At 65.6% G+C, this 15,127-nt stretch carries 13 protein-coding genes; 11 read left to right on the top strand and 2 right to left on the bottom strand.

Features of this window, described 5'->3' with window-relative positions:
* Nucleotides 1-23: 23 nt before the first annotated feature.
* The 4 genes from AC1AYR_RS03630 (at nucleotide 24) to era (ending at nucleotide 4,282) form a co-directional block, all read left to right on the top strand.
* On the top strand, nucleotides 24-1,208 hold the full coding sequence (locus AC1AYR_RS03630; RefSeq protein ID WP_476511371.1) for a PhoH family protein: 1,185 nt from the start codon (nucleotides 24-26) through the stop codon (nucleotides 1,206-1,208).
* Nucleotides 1,198-1,743 (top strand): rRNA maturation RNase YbeY, encoded by a 546-nt coding sequence (ybeY, locus tag AC1AYR_RS03625; protein WP_476511372.1) that lies wholly within the window; start codon nucleotides 1,198-1,200, stop codon nucleotides 1,741-1,743. The genes AC1AYR_RS03630 and ybeY overlap by 11 nt, the downstream gene beginning before the upstream one ends.
* 84 nt (nucleotides 1,744-1,827) lie before the next feature.
* The gene (locus AC1AYR_RS03620) at nucleotides 1,828-3,270 is read left to right on the top strand and encodes a hemolysin family protein (protein WP_476511373.1); all 1,443 of its coding nucleotides are present in this window, start codon (nucleotides 1,828-1,830) and stop codon (nucleotides 3,268-3,270) included.
* Nucleotide 3,271: 1 nt separating this feature from the next.
* Nucleotides 3,272-4,282: a GTPase Era gene (gene era / locus AC1AYR_RS03615; RefSeq protein WP_476511374.1), complete on the top strand. Its 1,011-nt coding sequence runs from the start codon at nucleotides 3,272-3,274 to the stop codon at nucleotides 4,280-4,282.
* A gap of 99 nt (nucleotides 4,283-4,381) precedes the next feature.
* Here the strand turns inward: era and AC1AYR_RS03610 are convergent, their stop codons facing one another.
* Together AC1AYR_RS03610 and AC1AYR_RS03605 are read right to left on the bottom strand one after the other, a co-directional pair.
* Nucleotides 4,382-6,049 (bottom strand): substrate-binding domain-containing protein, encoded by a 1,668-nt coding sequence (locus AC1AYR_RS03610; RefSeq protein WP_476511375.1) that lies wholly within the window; start codon nucleotides 6,047-6,049, stop codon nucleotides 4,382-4,384.
* A 95-nt stretch (nucleotides 6,050-6,144) separates the two neighbouring features.
* Nucleotides 6,145-7,365 carry an NADP-dependent isocitrate dehydrogenase gene (locus AC1AYR_RS03605; RefSeq protein ID WP_476511376.1) on the bottom strand — a complete coding sequence of 407 codons (1,221 nt, stop codon included), beginning with the start codon at nucleotides 7,363-7,365 and terminating at the stop codon, nucleotides 6,145-6,147.
* A 139-nt stretch (nucleotides 7,366-7,504) separates the two neighbouring features.
* On the opposite strand from AC1AYR_RS03605, the gene AC1AYR_RS03600 reads away from it, so the two are divergent.
* The 7 genes from AC1AYR_RS03600 to yddG all read left to right on the top strand — a co-directional run bounded on the left by AC1AYR_RS03600 (nucleotide 7,505) and on the right by yddG (nucleotide 15,119).
* Complete coding sequence (locus tag AC1AYR_RS03600) at nucleotides 7,505-8,632, top strand: GuaB3 family IMP dehydrogenase-related protein (RefSeq protein ID WP_476511377.1); 1,128 nt, start codon at nucleotides 7,505-7,507, stop codon at nucleotides 8,630-8,632.
* A 146-nt stretch (nucleotides 8,633-8,778) separates the two neighbouring features.
* The gene (locus AC1AYR_RS03595) at nucleotides 8,779-9,282 is read left to right on the top strand and encodes an Rv3235 family protein (protein WP_476511378.1); all 504 of its coding nucleotides are present in this window, start codon (nucleotides 8,779-8,781) and stop codon (nucleotides 9,280-9,282) included.
* A 69-nt stretch (nucleotides 9,283-9,351) separates the two neighbouring features.
* On the top strand, nucleotides 9,352-11,460 hold the full coding sequence (locus AC1AYR_RS03590; RefSeq protein WP_476511379.1) for an AMP-dependent synthetase/ligase: 2,109 nt from the start codon (nucleotides 9,352-9,354) through the stop codon (nucleotides 11,458-11,460).
* Nucleotides 11,461-11,462: 2 nt separating this feature from the next.
* On the top strand, nucleotides 11,463-11,948 hold the full coding sequence (gene def / locus AC1AYR_RS03585; RefSeq protein WP_476511380.1) for a peptide deformylase: 486 nt from the start codon (nucleotides 11,463-11,465) through the stop codon (nucleotides 11,946-11,948).
* A 292-nt stretch (nucleotides 11,949-12,240) separates the two neighbouring features.
* Nucleotides 12,241-13,047: a 30S ribosomal protein S2 gene (gene rpsB, locus AC1AYR_RS03580; protein WP_476511381.1), complete on the top strand. Its 807-nt coding sequence runs from the start codon at nucleotides 12,241-12,243 to the stop codon at nucleotides 13,045-13,047.
* A 131-nt stretch (nucleotides 13,048-13,178) separates the two neighbouring features.
* On the top strand, nucleotides 13,179-14,030 hold the full coding sequence (tsf, locus tag AC1AYR_RS03575) for a translation elongation factor Ts (RefSeq protein ID WP_476511382.1): 852 nt from the start codon (nucleotides 13,179-13,181) through the stop codon (nucleotides 14,028-14,030).
* 153 nt (nucleotides 14,031-14,183) lie between these two features.
* On the top strand, nucleotides 14,184-15,119 hold the full coding sequence (gene yddG / locus AC1AYR_RS03570) for an aromatic amino acid DMT transporter YddG (protein WP_476511383.1): 936 nt from the start codon (nucleotides 14,184-14,186) through the stop codon (nucleotides 15,117-15,119).
* Nucleotides 15,120-15,127: the final 8 nt, after the last annotated feature.

Raw genomic sequence — 15,127 nt, 5'->3', positions numbered from 1 at the left:
CCAGGAAACCAGGAAAGGAATCCGTGGCGACCACAACACGCACCATCACCATCCCCACCCAGCTCGACCCGGTGGCCGTGCTCGGCCCCGTGGACGAGGTGATCCGCGAAATAGAGAAGGCGTTCCCCGAACTGACGATCATCGTGCGCGGCAACCGCGTGGCCATCGTCTCACGCTCCAAACAGACCGAGACCGACGCGTCAAAGGCCGAGGGGCTCATCAACACGATCATCGAAGCCGCCCACACGGCCCCCATGGACGCCGATACCGTGCGCCGTATGATCGATCAGGACGTGCTCGACAACCGTACGCGCGCCACCCATCCCGGCCACGGACGCGAAGTCGAGACGCTGCAGCGCGTCGAAGCCGAAAGCGCGAGAAACAGAAGAGGCGACGGACGCCGCCGTCCCGCCGTCCCCGGTGTCATCACCTACGCGAACGGCAACCCGGTACGCGCCAAAACCCCCGGACAGGCAGCCTATGCGGCGGCCATCGAATCACATACCATCACGTTCGGCATCGGACCGGCCGGCACCGGCAAGACCTACCTCGCCGTCGCCAAAGCCGTACGCGCCTTCCAGGACCGTCAGGTGCGACGCATCATCCTCACACGACCCGCCGTCGAAGCCGGCGAAAGCCTCGGCTTCCTGCCCGGCACCCTCAACGACAAGGTCGACCCATACCTGCGCCCCCTGTACGACGCGCTCGGCGACATGCTCGGCACCGACCAGCTCAGGCGGCTCATGGACGACAACACCATCGAGGTGGCGCCGCTCGCCTACATGCGAGGACGCACCCTCAACGACGCCTACGTCATCCTCGACGAGGCGCAGAACACCACCGAACAGCAGATGAAGATGTTCCTCACCCGACTCGGCTTCAACACGAAGATGGTCATCACCGGCGACATCACCCAGGTCGACCTCACCGTGCCGCGATCGGGACTCGCCACCATCGAACGCATCCTCGGCGACATCAAGGACATCGCGTTCGTGCACCTGAAGGCCGAGGACGTCGTACGCCACCGCCTCGTCGGACAGATCGTCGAGGCATACAACCGCAGCGAAGGACTGGACGGCGACCACAGGCGCATCTCGCGCGAGCACAACGCGAAAGACGCGAAGCACACGAAGACCGCGGCGAAAGACGGCACCACGGACACCATGACCGCCGCGGCGACGACACGAAAGGACACCGATGAGCGTTGACGTCTCCAACGAGACCGTATGGACGATCGACCCGAAACTCTTCTCCGACCTCGGCGTATGGGTACTCGACCAGATGAAGGTGAGCACCCAGTCCGACCTGACGATCCTGTTCGTCGACCCCGAACCCATCGCCGAAATGCACGAACACTGGATGAACCTCGAAGGCCCCACCGACGTGATGAGCTTCCCGATGGACGAGCTGCGCCCCGGCGACGGCAAGACCGTGATGGAAGGAGTGCTCGGCGACATCGTCATCTGCCCATGGGTAGCCGCCCAACAGGCCGCCGCCGCCGGACACGGCATACTTCAGGAAATGATGCTCCTGACCATCCACGGCATCCTCCACCTGCTCGGCTACGACCACGTGAACCCGCAGCAGGAACGCCAGATGTTCGGCCTGCAACGCCAGCTGCTGCTCACGTTCATCGCCGTACGCCACGACCTCGGCGACCCCGTCGCCCTGCCCGCCGGCAGCGAGGACGCGCTCGCCGCCTACGACACGCAGCACGGCTCCGGACGCCAGATCACCCGCTGATCCCACGACATAACCCCACCATCCGGCACAGGTCGGATGCACGACGACCGGACAGGTTCCGGGCATGAAGGAAACGCAACACCGATGGAGTATTCCCAACAGACCATGATTGCGGTCACCGCCGCACTCGTCATCGTCGCCGCGCTGATGGTGTGGCTGTCCCTGTCCCTCGCCGCCGCCGAAGGCGCGGTGGGCAGGGTCACGCGCGCCAGCCTCAACAACCTCGTGCTGGAGGCGCAGACCGACGGCGAACTCACCCAGTTCAGCCGCATGAAGCGCGTCGACCGCATCCACCGCGTGCAGAGGCTCATCGCCGACCGATATGTGACCGCTGGGGCGTGCGCGTTCTTCCGCATCGCCAGCAACGTGCTCGTCGGCGTGCTCGTTGCCATCGTGGCGGCACTGTGGGGTGCCCGCGTGTGGATGGAGATCGTCATCGGCGTGGTCGTCGCCATCATCGTCGCCGTGGTCAGCGTGTTCGTCCGTCCGCGCGAGACCGGCGCGATCAAGCCCGCCGACATCATGATCGAGCATTCCCGTCTCGTCGCAGCCGCCGTCCGCCTCACGCCGTTCCTGCGGCTCGGCGCGGCGCGTGAGGGGCGTCGCCGCGCCCAGGAGCTGTCCGACGACGAGGAACTGGAGAAGATCCAACAGGAGCAGGGTCGCGCCACCATCGACCGTCTCGTCGAATCGAACGACTTCGACCCCGAGGTCTCCGAGATGCTGCGCAACGTGCTCACCCTGTCCGATACGCTGACCCGCGAGATCATGGTGCCGCGCACCGACATGATCTGCATCGAACGGGATGCGACGCTCGAGGCGATGCTCAAGCTGTGCTCGCGCTCCGGATTCTCCCGCGTGCCCGTCATCGGCGACGACGTGGACGACCTCATCGGCGTCGCCTACCTCAAGGACGCCGTGCGTGCCACCGCGTTCAACCAGGCGGCGCTCGGACGCGCGGTCGAATCCATCGTGCGCGATCCGATGCTCGTGCCCGAATCCAAGCCGGTCGACGACCTGTTCCATCAGATGCAGCGCTCCCGGCAGCACGTTGCCGTCGTCGTCGACGAATACGGCGGCATCGCCGGACTCGTCACCATCGAGGACGCCATCGAACAGATCGTCGGCGAACTTGAGGACGAGCATGACCGCACGCAACACGAGGAGCCGGAGCGGATCGGCGACCGCAAGTGGCGCATGCCGGCGCGCACGCCCATCGCCGATCTGGAGGAGATCTTCGAGATCGACATCGATGAGGACGACGTCGACACCGTCTACGGACTGCTCACCAAGCTGCTCGGCCGTGTGCCGATCGTCGGGGCCTCCGCCGTGACGCGAGGGCTGAAGCTCACCGCCGTCGACTCCGCCGGACGACGCAAGAAGGTGTCCACCATCGTGGTGGAGCCGGCGCACGTCGAGGGGCACGAGGAAGATGGCAACGCCGGAGACGGCGAGCGGCAGGCCGGGGCGTCCCTGGAGGACGGCGACGGCAAGGCCGCGGATACGAAGACCCAATCCAAGGAGTGACATGACCGAAACCGCCGCAACGACGAACGAAGCAACGACCGCGGACGGCGGCGCGGACCGCCATGAGGCGCAGCCGTACCGTTCCGGATTCGTGGCGGTCGTGGGCAGGCCGAACGTCGGCAAGTCCACGCTCATCAACGCGCTCATCGGCACGCGCATCGCCATCACCTCGTCCCGTCCCGAGACCACGCGTAAGGCGATTCGTGGCATCCTCACCACCGAGAACGCGCAGCTCGTGCTCGTCGACACGCCCGGCATCCATCGTCCGCGCACGCTGCTCGGCCAGCGTCTCAACGACATCGTCGACGAAAGCCTGTCCGATGTGGACGAGGTGGCGTTCCTGCTGCCTGCCGACCAGGAGATCGGTCCCGGCGACAAGCGCATCCTGTCCCGTCTGCGCTCCGATTTCGCCGTGAAGCGCGAGGACGGCACGTTCGCGTGGAAAGTGCCGCTTATCGCCATCGTCACCAAGATCGACGAGCTCACGCGCGAACAGCTCGTCGCCAAGCTCATCGAGATCGACGGGTTCGCCGACTTCGCCGACATCGTGCCGGTGAGCGCGCTCGGTCACGACAACCTCGACGAGGTGAAGAAGGTGCTCATCGAGCACACGCCGGAAGGCCCGCAGATGTATCCGGAGGAGCAGATCAGCGAGGAGCGTCCCGAGGAGACGATCGCCGAGCTCATCCGCGGCGCGTTCCTCGAACAGCTGGACGACGAGCTGCCGCATTCGCTGGCGGTCGTCGTCGACTCCATCGACTATCCGGAGGACAACGAGACCGGCGAGGTTTACGACGGCAAGGCGGATGTGCGCGTGTCCATCTACGTGGAGCGCGACTCGCAGAAGCCGATCATCATCGGCAAGGGCGCGAGGAACCTGACCGCCGTGAAGAAGAAGCTGCGCACCCCGGTCAACCGCATCGTCGGGCAGAAGGCACGTCTCGACCTGCACGTCAAGGTCGCCAAGAGCTGGCAATCCGACCCCAAGCAGCTGGAACGCCTCGGCTTCTGATTGCCGGGCGGTACCAGGTTCTTCCGCCGCATGACGGCATGATGAAGGCCTGCTCCCCAAGACGGGGAGCAGGCCTTCATCATGCCGGTGCCCCTACGGTCACAGCCCGGCGTCGGCCATGGTGATGTATCCGGGGTCGATGAGCGTCGCCTTGAGATTCGACGCGCTGACGGCCAACGGCTCCTCCTCGACGACAATCGATTTCTTCAGTGCGCCGGGAGCCTTCTTCCTCGACACGTAGGTGAGTTTGCCGAGCGACTCTCCGCGGTTGAGCTTCACCGCGACCTCGGCCGTATCGGAGGCCAGGGCGACGCGGTTCTCCAATCCCGTCATCCACTGTTTGCCGTTCACCACCTGAGGCAGTGTGTCCACGTAGCCGCCGAACCCGGTGACGATCGGCCAGCGGCGGTTCGTCTCGTCGACGCCGGACTGGGAGGAAACCGTCGAATCCGAGGCGTCCGTATCCTCATTCTCCGTACCGTTGGCGTCGCCGGATCCATCGGTCGAATCGTCTTCAGGGGCCTTCGCTGGATCCGGGACGCTGCCGCGTTGCAGATCCTTGCGTCCGGCGATGTTGCCTACGATGCCGGAAATGGTGATCTGCGGATTGATGTCGGCGGCCGATCCGGTGTATCCGAGCGTGTCGAGCTCATTGGTCACGACGGAGGCGACGTAGTCGTTCATCGCGATGATGCCGTCGATGCGCGTGTACGACGTGCCTTCGGAGGTCTTCTTCGTCGGCAGACGTTTGTCGATCTCCTCCGCGATGTTCTTCTCGTCGGTCGTGTCGACGGTCACGTCGCGCCAATCGGAGTCGGAGGAGTCTTTCGTGAGCAGTCCGGACGGCGAATACGCCTTGCCTTGGGTGAAGTAGGGTTGCAGCACCTGCCATATGCCGGCGAACGCCTCGCGTGCGAATGCGTCGTCATCGCCGGAATCGGCCGTGTCGTCGCCGTCCTTCGTGTCCGCGGCATAGGGGATGACCACTTCGACGGCCTTGGGGTTGTCTTTGCTTGCCTTCGCCAGATCGAGCTTCGTGACGAGTTTCTGCGCCTGCACACGACCGATCTGCTCGGCCGTGGAGAATCGCACGAACGCGTCCGGCGTGATGTCGTTCACTCCGTTGGCGAGCAGTATGACGTGCATGCCGGAATCCTGCGCGAGCTGCAATGCGGAGGCGAGACGGGAGTAGGCGTCGCTCGAATCGTCGTCCGTGGTCGATTCCGAGGTGTCCGATGTGCCGGACGTTCCCGCCGTTCCCGACGTCTCGGTGGAGGACGAATCGGACAGCGGCTGCGTGACGTAGTCGCCGTACTGTCGCGTCGACGAATCCACGTCGACGGCGGGGGCGACGATCAGCGTCGTGCGCTTCGCAGCCTCCTTGTCGGACTCCGACTCGTCGGCGGCGGTCATATGGTTCACGACCCAATCCTGCACGTCGCGGCTCTGCGCGTCGAGATCGGAGGAGGTCTTCGTTTCGATCGACTTCTTCGGCATGCCGGCTTCGACGAGCCTCGCCGTGATCTCGGGGGTCAGCTTCGCCCATTTGTTGAGCGGCGTGCGCTGCGAGATGGTGATGCCGTCGGATGGTGTGAAGATGACCGCGCTTCCCGCGGTCTTCGTCGTCGTTGTGGCGGCGCTGTCCGACGTGCCGGCGTTCGTGTCTTCGGCCTGCGTGGCGCCGCATGCCGTGCAGGAGGCGAGCATGGCGAATCCCGCCGCCATGGCGATCAGTCGTGCCGCGATGCTGCTGCTGCGAAGTGCCATGGGACGGGATTCCTTTCGATTGACTGGCTGTGCACTGTCGTCGATTGTAGTAGCACCCATGCGAATCCGTCGCATGGGTGCCCTGCGCGCCGTCGTCAGTCGGCGAGCGCCATGGCGAGGTTCTCGTCGAGTGCGTTCATGAAGCCCTCGGTGTCGAGCCACGGCTCGTCGGGGCCGATGAGCATGGCGAGGTCCTTGGTCATCTGGCCGCCTTCGACGGTGGCGACGATGACCTTCTCCAGCGTTTCGGCGAAGTGGCGGACCTCGGGCGTGCCGTCGAGGTCGGCGCGGTGCTTGAGGCCGCCGGTCCAGGCGAAGATCGATGCGATCGGGTTGGTGGAGGTCTTCTCGCCCTTGAGCCAGCGGCGGTAGTGGCGGGTGACGGTGCCGTGGGCGGCCTCGGCCTCGACGGTCTGCCCGTCGGGGGTCATGAGCACGGAGGTCATGAGGCCGAGGGAGCCGAAGCCCTGGGCGACGGAGTCGGACTGCACGTCGCCGTCGTAGTTCTTGCAGGCCCAGATGTAGCCGCCGTGCCATTTGAGCGAGCTGGCGACCATGTCGTCGATGAGGCGGTGCTCGTAGGTGAGGCCTTCGGCCTCGTAGCGCTCCTTGTATTCGGTCTCGTAGATCTCGGCGAAGATGTCCTTGAACTGGCCGTCGTAGGCTTTGAGGATCGTGTTCTTCGTGGACAGGTATACGGGGTAGTGGCGCATGAGGCCGTAGTTGAAGCATGCGCGCGCGAAGCCGCGGATCGAATCGTTGACGTTGTACTGCACCTGGGCGACGCCGCCGTCGGCTCCGTAGTCGTAGACCACGTGCTGGATCGGCTCGGAGCCGTCATCCGGCGTGAACGTGACGGTGAGGCGCCCGGCGCCCGGCACCTTGAAATCGGTGGCCTTGTACTGGTCGCCGAAGGCGTGGCGGGCCACGACGATCGGCTTGGTCCAGCCGGGCACGAGGCGGGGCACGTTGCTCATGACGATCGGCTCGCGGAAGATGGTGCCGCCGAGAATGTTGCGGATCGTGCCGTTGGGGGACTTCCACATCTTCTTCAGACCGAACTCCTTGACACGGGCCTCGTCGGGTGTGATCGTGGCGCACTTGACGCCCACGTGCTCGCGTTGGATGGCGCGTGCCGCGTCGATGGTGACCTGGTCGTCGGTGGCGTCGCGGTTCTCGATGCCCAGATCGTAGTAGTCGAGGTCCACGTCGAGGTACGGCAGGATGAGTCGATTCTTGATGTCCTTCCAGATGACGCGCGTCATCTCGTCGCCGTCGAGTTCGACGACCTTGCCTTCGACCTTGATTCTGGCCATGGTTCCTCCTGGGGGATGCTGTTGAGACAGTGCCAATTCCTAGCGCAGGTTTGTAACGTCGAACGATTGCGTTCGAGTATGTGAGATGGGAGGGGCTCCGCGGTTCCGCCCGTCCCGCGCGCGCATTAGGCTCGAAGCCATGTCTCAGGAAATTGAAATCGGTTTGGGCAAGAAGGGCCGCATGGCCTACTCGCTGGACGACGTCTCGATCGTCCCCTCCCGCAGGACGCGCGACCCCCAGGACGTCTCCACGTCATGGCAGGTCGACGCCTACGAGTTCGACGTGCCGGTCATCGGCGCGCCGATGGATTCGGTGACCAGTCCGGCCACGGCGATCGCGATGGGCAAGCTCGGCGCGCTCGGCGTACTCGATCTTGAGGGCCTGTGGACCCGTTACGACGATCCGGAACCGTATCTGGAGGAGATCGCGAATCTGCCGGCCGACGGCGCCACCCGCCGTATCCAGGAGATCTACGCGGAGCCGATCAAGCCGGAGCTCATCACGAAGCGTCTGCACGAGATCCGCGACGCCGGCGTCACCGTGGCCGGCGCGCTTTCCCCGCAGCGCACCCAGCAGTTCTACTCGACCGTCGTCGACGCGGGCGTCGACCTGTTCGTGATCCGCGGCACCGCCGTCTCCGCCGAGCATGTCTCGCAGGACCACGAGCCGCTCAACCTCAAGCAGTTCATCTACGATCTGGATGTTCCGGTCATCGTCGGCGGTGCCGCCAACTACACGGCGGCCCTGCACCTGATGCGCACGGGCGCGGCGGGTGTGCTCGTCGGCTTCGGCGGCGGCGCCGTGTCCGCCACGCGCCAGACGATCGGCGTCGAGGCCCCGATGGCGACCGCCATCGCCGACGTGGCCGAGGCACGCCGCGACTACATGGACGAGTCCGGCGGCCGTTACGTGCAGCTCATCGCCGACGGTGGCATGGGCGACTCCGGCAGCTTCGTCAAGGCGCTCGCGCTCGGCGCCGACGCGGTCATGCTCGGCGCGCCGCTCGCCCGCGCCGCCGAGGCGCCGGGCCACGGCAAGCACTGGGGCGCCGAGGCCCGCCACCAGACGCTGCCGCGCGGCTTCCGCACCGATGTCGGCACGGTCGCCCCGCTCGAGCAGATCCTGTTCGGACCGAGCCACACCGCCGACGGCACGACGAACTTCGTCGGCGCGCTGCGTCGCGCGATGGCGTCCACCGGTTATGTGGACGTGAAGAACTTCCAGCGTTGCGGCGTGGTCGTCACGCCGTATGCCGGCCGTCGCTGACGGGAGATTATCCACCGTGTTGTCCACGGTGATGCACCGGGGCCCCACGTCTGTTGACGTGGGGCCCCGGTGCATGATGTGATGGGTTCGGTCGTCGTCCGGAAGCGGGCGGGGAAGCCGGTGTAGGACGGACGAAGGAGCCCAACATGCAGCCGCAACGATATGTCATCTTCCCCTCGGCCGGATTCGCGCACGGCCGGGTTCCTCCCGTGTATGAGGGCGTCATCTGCGTCGAACTCGCGCCGGAACCGGTCCCGTACCGCATCGTCGCGGTCGTGGACGACGCGATGACGGACGAACAGATGCATGCGATGGCCGTGTCCGGATGCCGCGTCGCCTGTCTCGCCGCCGACGTGATCCGCGGCAGCCTGTCCCCGTCATTCCTGCGTCGCGCGGTCGATCCGCCATGCGTGGGGAAGTTGGAGCGGATGGCCTATCTGATGGACAGCACCATGCGGGCCGACGACGTGTACCGGACGCGCATGCGCTATCTACCGGTCGTGCCGTTCTCCCTCGACGGCATGCTGGTGGGCCCCACCGCGCTCGAACTCGCCGTCCACCTGTCCGTCGGCGGCGAATCATACTGGTCGAACCTCAGATTCGAGGTGCGCGGGTCACGGTGGCTGTGCACCGTCGCGGACATCGGATGACGGGGGACCGCCCCGCGGGCGCGCTGCCGCCGGCATGGCTGATACCGGACCGGGTATAGTCTGGTGTCCATGTTGCGTGAGTATATTTCCGATCCCGAGTATGTGACCGACGACGGCGACACGATCTTCTCCCTGCTCGCCGCCCGCGCCGAAAGCGCTCCTGATGACGAGATCGCCGAATACCAGGACGACGACCGCCGCTGGCATTCGGTGAAGGCCTCCGAGATGCTCTCCCGCGTCAGGGATGTGGCGAAGGGCCTCATCGGCCTCGGCGTGCGTCCGGGAACCATGGTCGCCATCTACTCGGCCACCTGCTACGAGTGGGGCGTGACCGATTTCGCCTGCGCCGCCATCGGCGCGGTGAGCGTGCCGATCTACGAGACCGATTCGGAACGTCAGGCCGCTTCGATCATCGAGGACACGTCGCCGCTGATCGCCTTCGCCGGCGACCAAAGCCACGCGCAGACCCTCGAACAGGTCCGCGACGAGGTGACGAGCCTCGAATACGTGTTCAACTTCAAGGCGAACGGCCTCGACGCGGTCGCCGACTTCGGGGCGAACGTCTCCGACGAGGAGCTTGACGCCGCCATCGCGCGCGTGAAGGCCGACGACATGACCACCATCGTCTACACGTCCGGATCGACCGGCAAGCCGAAGGGCGCCATGCTGTCCAACCGCAACTTCACGCATATCGTGAAGAACGGCTACATCATCCTCGAGGACATGCTCTACAACCAGAACCGTCTGCTGCTGTTCCTCCCGCTGGCGCACTGCTTCGCCCGCTACATCCAGTACGTGGCCATCGGAGGCCACGGAGTCGTCGGATACATCCCCGGGGCGAAGCATCTGCTCGCCGACCTGCGCTCGTTCAAGCCCACCTACCTGCTCGGCGTGCCCCGCGTGTTCGAGAAGGTGTACAACGCCGCCTCCCAGAAGGCCGGCAACGGCATCGCCGGCCGCGTGTTCGCCGCCGCATACCGTCACTTCGTACAGTGGTCGAAGGACGAGCAGGCAGGCAAGGCCCATTCGCCGCTGGCCCGCATCCAACACTCGTTCTACATGGCGACGGTCGGCAAATCGGTGCGCTCCGCCCTCGGACCCAACCTCGCATGGCTGGCGTGCGGCGGCGCGCCCCTCAACCCGGATCTCGCGCACTTCTTCAACGGTATGGACGGCATCACGTTCATCCAGGGATACGGCATGACCGAAACCGCCGCGCCGATGCTCGTCAACTGGCAGGACGCCAACAAGGTGGGCTCGGTCGGCAAGCCCGGCCCCGGCATGGGCGTGCGTCAGGGGGAGGGCGACGAACTGCTGCTCACCGGCCCCAACGTGTTCCTCGGCTACTACAAGCAGCCGGAGCTCACCGCCGAGACGAAGACCGACGACGGGTGGATCCGCACCGGAGACCTCGGCTCGATCGACGACGACGGCTTCGTCACCATCACCGGCCGCAAGAAGGACATCATCATCACAGCCGGAGGCAAGAACGTGAGTCCCGCCCCGATGGAGGAGACCATCGCCACCTGCCCGATCGTCGACCATGCGGTCGTCGTCGGCGACGGCAAGCCGTTCATCGCCGCGCTCATCGAACTCGAGCCGGAGATGACGCGCTCCTGGCTCGTCTCGCAGGGGCTCGACGGGGACGCGCCGATGGCCGACATCGCTTCCAACGACGCGGTGCGCGCATTCGTCCAGCAGTACGTCGACAAGGCGAACGCGAACGTGTCCCGCGCCGAATCGGTGCGCAAGTTCGCCATCCTCGACGAGGAGTTCAGTCAGGATGCCGGTACGCTGACACCCAGCATGAAGGTCGTGCGCCCGAAGGTGCTCAAGCGCTACGAGGATGTCATCGAGAACGAGATATACACGCCGCGCAACTCCGGCAAGCCGCTGCCCGCCACCGTGCGCATCCTCGACAAGACCACCGAATCGGTCAAACGCACCGCCGAGACCGTCAAGCAGGCCTCCGAGAACGTCAATCCCAAGAACCTGCGCACCGCGTACGAGCAGGCCAAGGAGAACGTGTCGGATTCGCTTGCTAGCGTGTCCGGGAAGATCAAGCGCCAGTCCGACGGCGCGGATGGGGGCGCCGGAGCCGCTCCCTCCGATGTCCCAGTCGGTGACGCCGACCATACCCATACCGACCATACCGAGAACGACAACGAGGAGAATTAGCCTTGGCAATCCGTGAGATCCGCATCGTCCCCGACCCCGTGCTGCGCACCCCCTGCGACGAGATCCGCGAGATCACGCCCGCCGTGCGCCGACTGGTCGACGACCTGCTCGAGACCGTCGACGACCCGGGACGCGCCGGCCTGTCCGCCAACCAGATCGGCGTGAGCCTCAGGGCCTTCTCCTACAACATCGACGGGAAGATCGGCTATATCCTCAACCCGGTGCTTGAGGAGACACGCGGCGAACAGTACGGCGACGAGGGATGCCTGTCCGTTCCCGGCCTGTGGTACAAGACGCGCCGCGCCGACTACGCCCGCGTGCGCGGCATCGACCTCGACGGCAAGGAGATCGTGCTGGAGGGCAGCGGGCTCATGGGACGCATGCTCCAGCATGAGACCGACCACCTCGACGGCCACGTCTACCTCGACCGTCTGGAGAAGGAGGAGCGCCGCGCGGCGCTCCGATACATGCGCGCACACCAGAAGTGAGCCGCATCCCGCGGGAACACGGGAGCGGAGACAAGGGCGTCCGGCCGGACGATACGTCGGCGGGACGCCCTTTTTCCATGACGTGTGTTATCTTTGTGCATCGTGCGTCAACCGGCGAGGAGCGGAGTCGCAGCCGTTCCGGACCACCCATTACCGTCAACCGGCGCACGACGAATTCGCGTCATGTCCGCGACGGCCTGTGTCGGTCGGCCCCGCCCTGTGGAAACACGGTCCGGAGCTGCACGCAGGTGCGCATGGCCAGGCAATAACCGACAAGAAAGGTAGCATCACCATGGCTCAGATCACGATGAGCGAAATGCTGAAGGCAGGTCTGCACTTCGGCCACCAGACCCGTCGTTGGAACCCGAAGATGAAGCAGTTCATCCTCACCCAGCGCAACGGCATCCACATCATCAACCTGTTCAAGTCGCTCGAGATGATCGACAAGGCGTACGACTTCATCAAGACCACCGTCGCCCACAACGGCACCGTGCTCTTCGTCGGCACCAAGAAGCAGGCCCAGGAGGCCGTCTCCGCCCAGGCCACCCGCGTGAACATGCCGTACGTCTCCGAGCGTTGGCTCGGCGGCATGCTGACCAACTTCCAGACCGTCTCCAAGCGCGTCAGCCGCCTTAAGGAGCTCGAGGAGATGGACTTCTCCGACGTGCACGGCTCCGGCCTGACCAAGAAGGAGCTCCTGCTCCTCGAGCGCGAGAAGGACAAGCTGGAGAAGCAGCTCGGCGGCATCCGCAACATGGGCCGCACCCCGTCCGCGATGTTCGTCGTCGACATCAACAAGGAGGCGCTGGCCGTCGAGGAAGCCCACAAGCTGGGCATCCCGGTCGTCGCTATCGTCGACACCAACACCGACCCGGAGTCCGTCGACTACCCGATTCCGGCCAACGACGACGCCATCCGCGGCATCGAGCTGCTGACCAGCCTCATGGCCGACGCCGTCGCCGACGGTCTGCTGGAGCGCTCCGGCAAGGCCGCCAAGGAAGAGGGCGCCTCCGAGCAGCCGATGGCCGCTTGGGAGAAGGAGCTCCTGGAGAACCAGGACGCCGCCCCGGCCGCCGAAGGCGAAGCCAAGGCCGAGTGAATCCCCGATTAAGGATTCGCCGAGCGTGAACCATGCAGGTTCACCTACCGCTAGGATGGGAGGTGCAACTATGATTGCACCTCCTGTCATAGGGGAACGCAATCGATTTTCATCCCAAGGAGACAAGTTTCATGGCAGCAATTACCGCCGCTCTGATCAAGCAGGTTCGTGAGGACACCGGCGCCGGCATGCTCGACGTCAAGAAGGCCCTGACCGAGGCCGAGGGCGACGTCGCCCGAGCCAAGGAGATCATCCGCGCCAAGGGCATCGCCGCGGCCGGCAAGCGCGAAGGCCGCAAGGCCCAGGAAGGCACCATCGCCTCCAAGGTCGTCGCCGGCGCCGAAGGCGAGACCGGCTACGCGGTCGAGCTGAACTCCGAGACCGACTTCGTGGCCAAGACCCCGAAGTTCGTCGAGTTCGCCGACACCATCCTCGGCTACGCCGTGGCCGCCGACGCGAACAACGCCGACGAGCTGCTGGCCGCCAAGGCCGGTGACGAGACCGTCAAGGAGGCCATCGAGGAGGCCGCCGCCCTGTTCGGCGAGCACGTCAAGGTCGGCCAGTTCGCGAAGATCTCCGGCGAGCACGTCGAGATCTACGCCCACAAGAAGTCCGCCGAGATGCCGCCGAGCATCGTCGCGATGATCGCCACCGACAAGGCCGGCGCCGCCGTCGCGCACGAGGCCGCCCTGCAGATCTCCGCGATGGGTGCCAAGTGGCTGACCCGTGAGGACGTTCCGGCCGACGTGGTCGAGTCCGAGCGTCGCGTCGCCACCGAGAAGTCCCTCGCCGAGGGCAAGCCGGAGAAGATCGTCCCGAAGATCGTCGAAGGCCGTCTCAACGCCTTCTTCAAGGAGGTCGTCCTCCTCGAGCAGCCGTTCGTCAAGGATCCGTCCAAGAACGTCGGCAAGCTCTTCGACGAGGTCGGCGGCAAGGCCCTCGCCTTCGCCCGCGTCGAGGTCGGCAAGGGCGAGGAGGAGTGAGCCACTCCCTCGCAAGGCCATCGGTTGATTCGATCGACGGCCACACGACACGCTGAATGATGGCGGCCGCGCATCCATGATGCGCGGCCGCCATCCTGTTGTTGGAACCCTCGACAAGTCCGAGAAATCGGAAGGAAAGGATGTGGACGCCGTATGAATCCCGAGGAGAATCGTCCCGGAGCCGTCCCCGCCACGCGTGCCACCGCGGTGGGACTTCTGGCCATCGCCGTGTGGAGCCTGATGACCGGATTGGTGCGCGTCGTCGCCGAGGCGTTCGGCGCCACGCTCGGCTCGGCGATCATCTACACGTGCGGCGCGGTGCTGCTGCTCGTCTTCCATCGCCCCTCGCCGTTGCGTGACTATCCCAGACGGTATCTGATTGTCGGGGGAGTGCTTTTCGTGTTCTACGAGTCCTCCATATCGCTGTCCATCGGCTTGGCGTCCACAGCCGAGCAATCCGTCGAAGTGAGTCTCGTCAACTATCTGTGGCCCACGCTTATGGTGCTGCTCGCCGCCGCCATCGGCAGGCCGCGGCGCAAAGGCGCGGTCTGGCGGGCGCTGCCGGGAGCCATCGTCGCCACCGTTGGCGTGGCGTTGGCCGTCGGCGGCAACGGCGGACTGCGCCCCGAAGCGGCGATCGGGCATATCGCGTCCAATCCGCTGCCGTATCTGCTCGCATTTCTCGGCGCGTTCGCATGGTCGCTCTACGCGGTGATCACACCCGCCATGTCCGGTGGGCTGGACGGTACATCGGTCTTCTTCCCCGGGGTGGCGGCCTCCCTGTGGGTCATCCACCTCATGTCGGGCGAGGGGCTGCCGGCGTCGATGCCGGGTCCGTTCGACTGGCTCGCCGTCGTCGCCTGCGCCGCAGTCATCGGCGGCGGATACGCGCTCTGGGGGTACGGCATCCTGCACGGCAGCCTGAGAACGCTCGCCGTGGCCTCATATGCGACGCCGGTGCTGTCGGTCGCCGCCAGTTCGGTCATTCTCGGACTGTCGCTGTCCCTGCCGTTCTGGTGCGGCGCATTGCTCGTCGTGGCCGGCTCCGCGCTCAATCTGATTGCGGAACGGTTGGGCGGCGGACGATGAGGGGTGCG

It is taken from the genome of Bifidobacterium sp. LH_417 (assembly GCF_056357035.1).
This window is presented reverse-complemented; position numbering and strand designations above follow the sequence as displayed.

Bases quoted from the DNA above. Each gene is read 5' to 3' on its own strand.
- ybeY (WP_476511372.1), top strand. From the start codon at position 1,198: ATGAGCGTTGACGTCTCCAACGAGACCGTATGGACGATCGACCCGAAA.
- AC1AYR_RS03620 (WP_476511373.1), top strand. From the start codon at position 1,828: ATGGAGTATTCCCAACAGACCATGATTGCGGTCACCGCCGCACTCGTC.
- era (WP_476511374.1), top strand. From the start codon at position 3,272: ATGACCGAAACCGCCGCAACGACGAACGAAGCAACGACCGCGGACGGC.
- AC1AYR_RS03610 (WP_476511375.1), bottom strand. From the start codon at position 6,049: ATGGCACTTCGCAGCAGCAGCATCGCGGCACGACTGATCGCCATGGCG.
- AC1AYR_RS03605 (WP_476511376.1), bottom strand. From the start codon at position 7,365: ATGGCCAGAATCAAGGTCGAAGGCAAGGTCGTCGAACTCGACGGCGAC.
- AC1AYR_RS03600 (WP_476511377.1), top strand. From the start codon at position 7,505: ATGTCTCAGGAAATTGAAATCGGTTTGGGCAAGAAGGGCCGCATGGCC.
- AC1AYR_RS03595 (WP_476511378.1), top strand. From the start codon at position 8,779: ATGCAGCCGCAACGATATGTCATCTTCCCCTCGGCCGGATTCGCGCAC.
- AC1AYR_RS03590 (WP_476511379.1), top strand. From the start codon at position 9,352: ATGTTGCGTGAGTATATTTCCGATCCCGAGTATGTGACCGACGACGGC.
- rpsB (WP_476511381.1), top strand. From the start codon at position 12,241: ATGGCTCAGATCACGATGAGCGAAATGCTGAAGGCAGGTCTGCACTTC.
- tsf (WP_476511382.1), top strand. From the start codon at position 13,179: ATGGCAGCAATTACCGCCGCTCTGATCAAGCAGGTTCGTGAGGACACC.
- yddG (WP_476511383.1), top strand. From the start codon at position 14,184: ATGAATCCCGAGGAGAATCGTCCCGGAGCCGTCCCCGCCACGCGTGCC.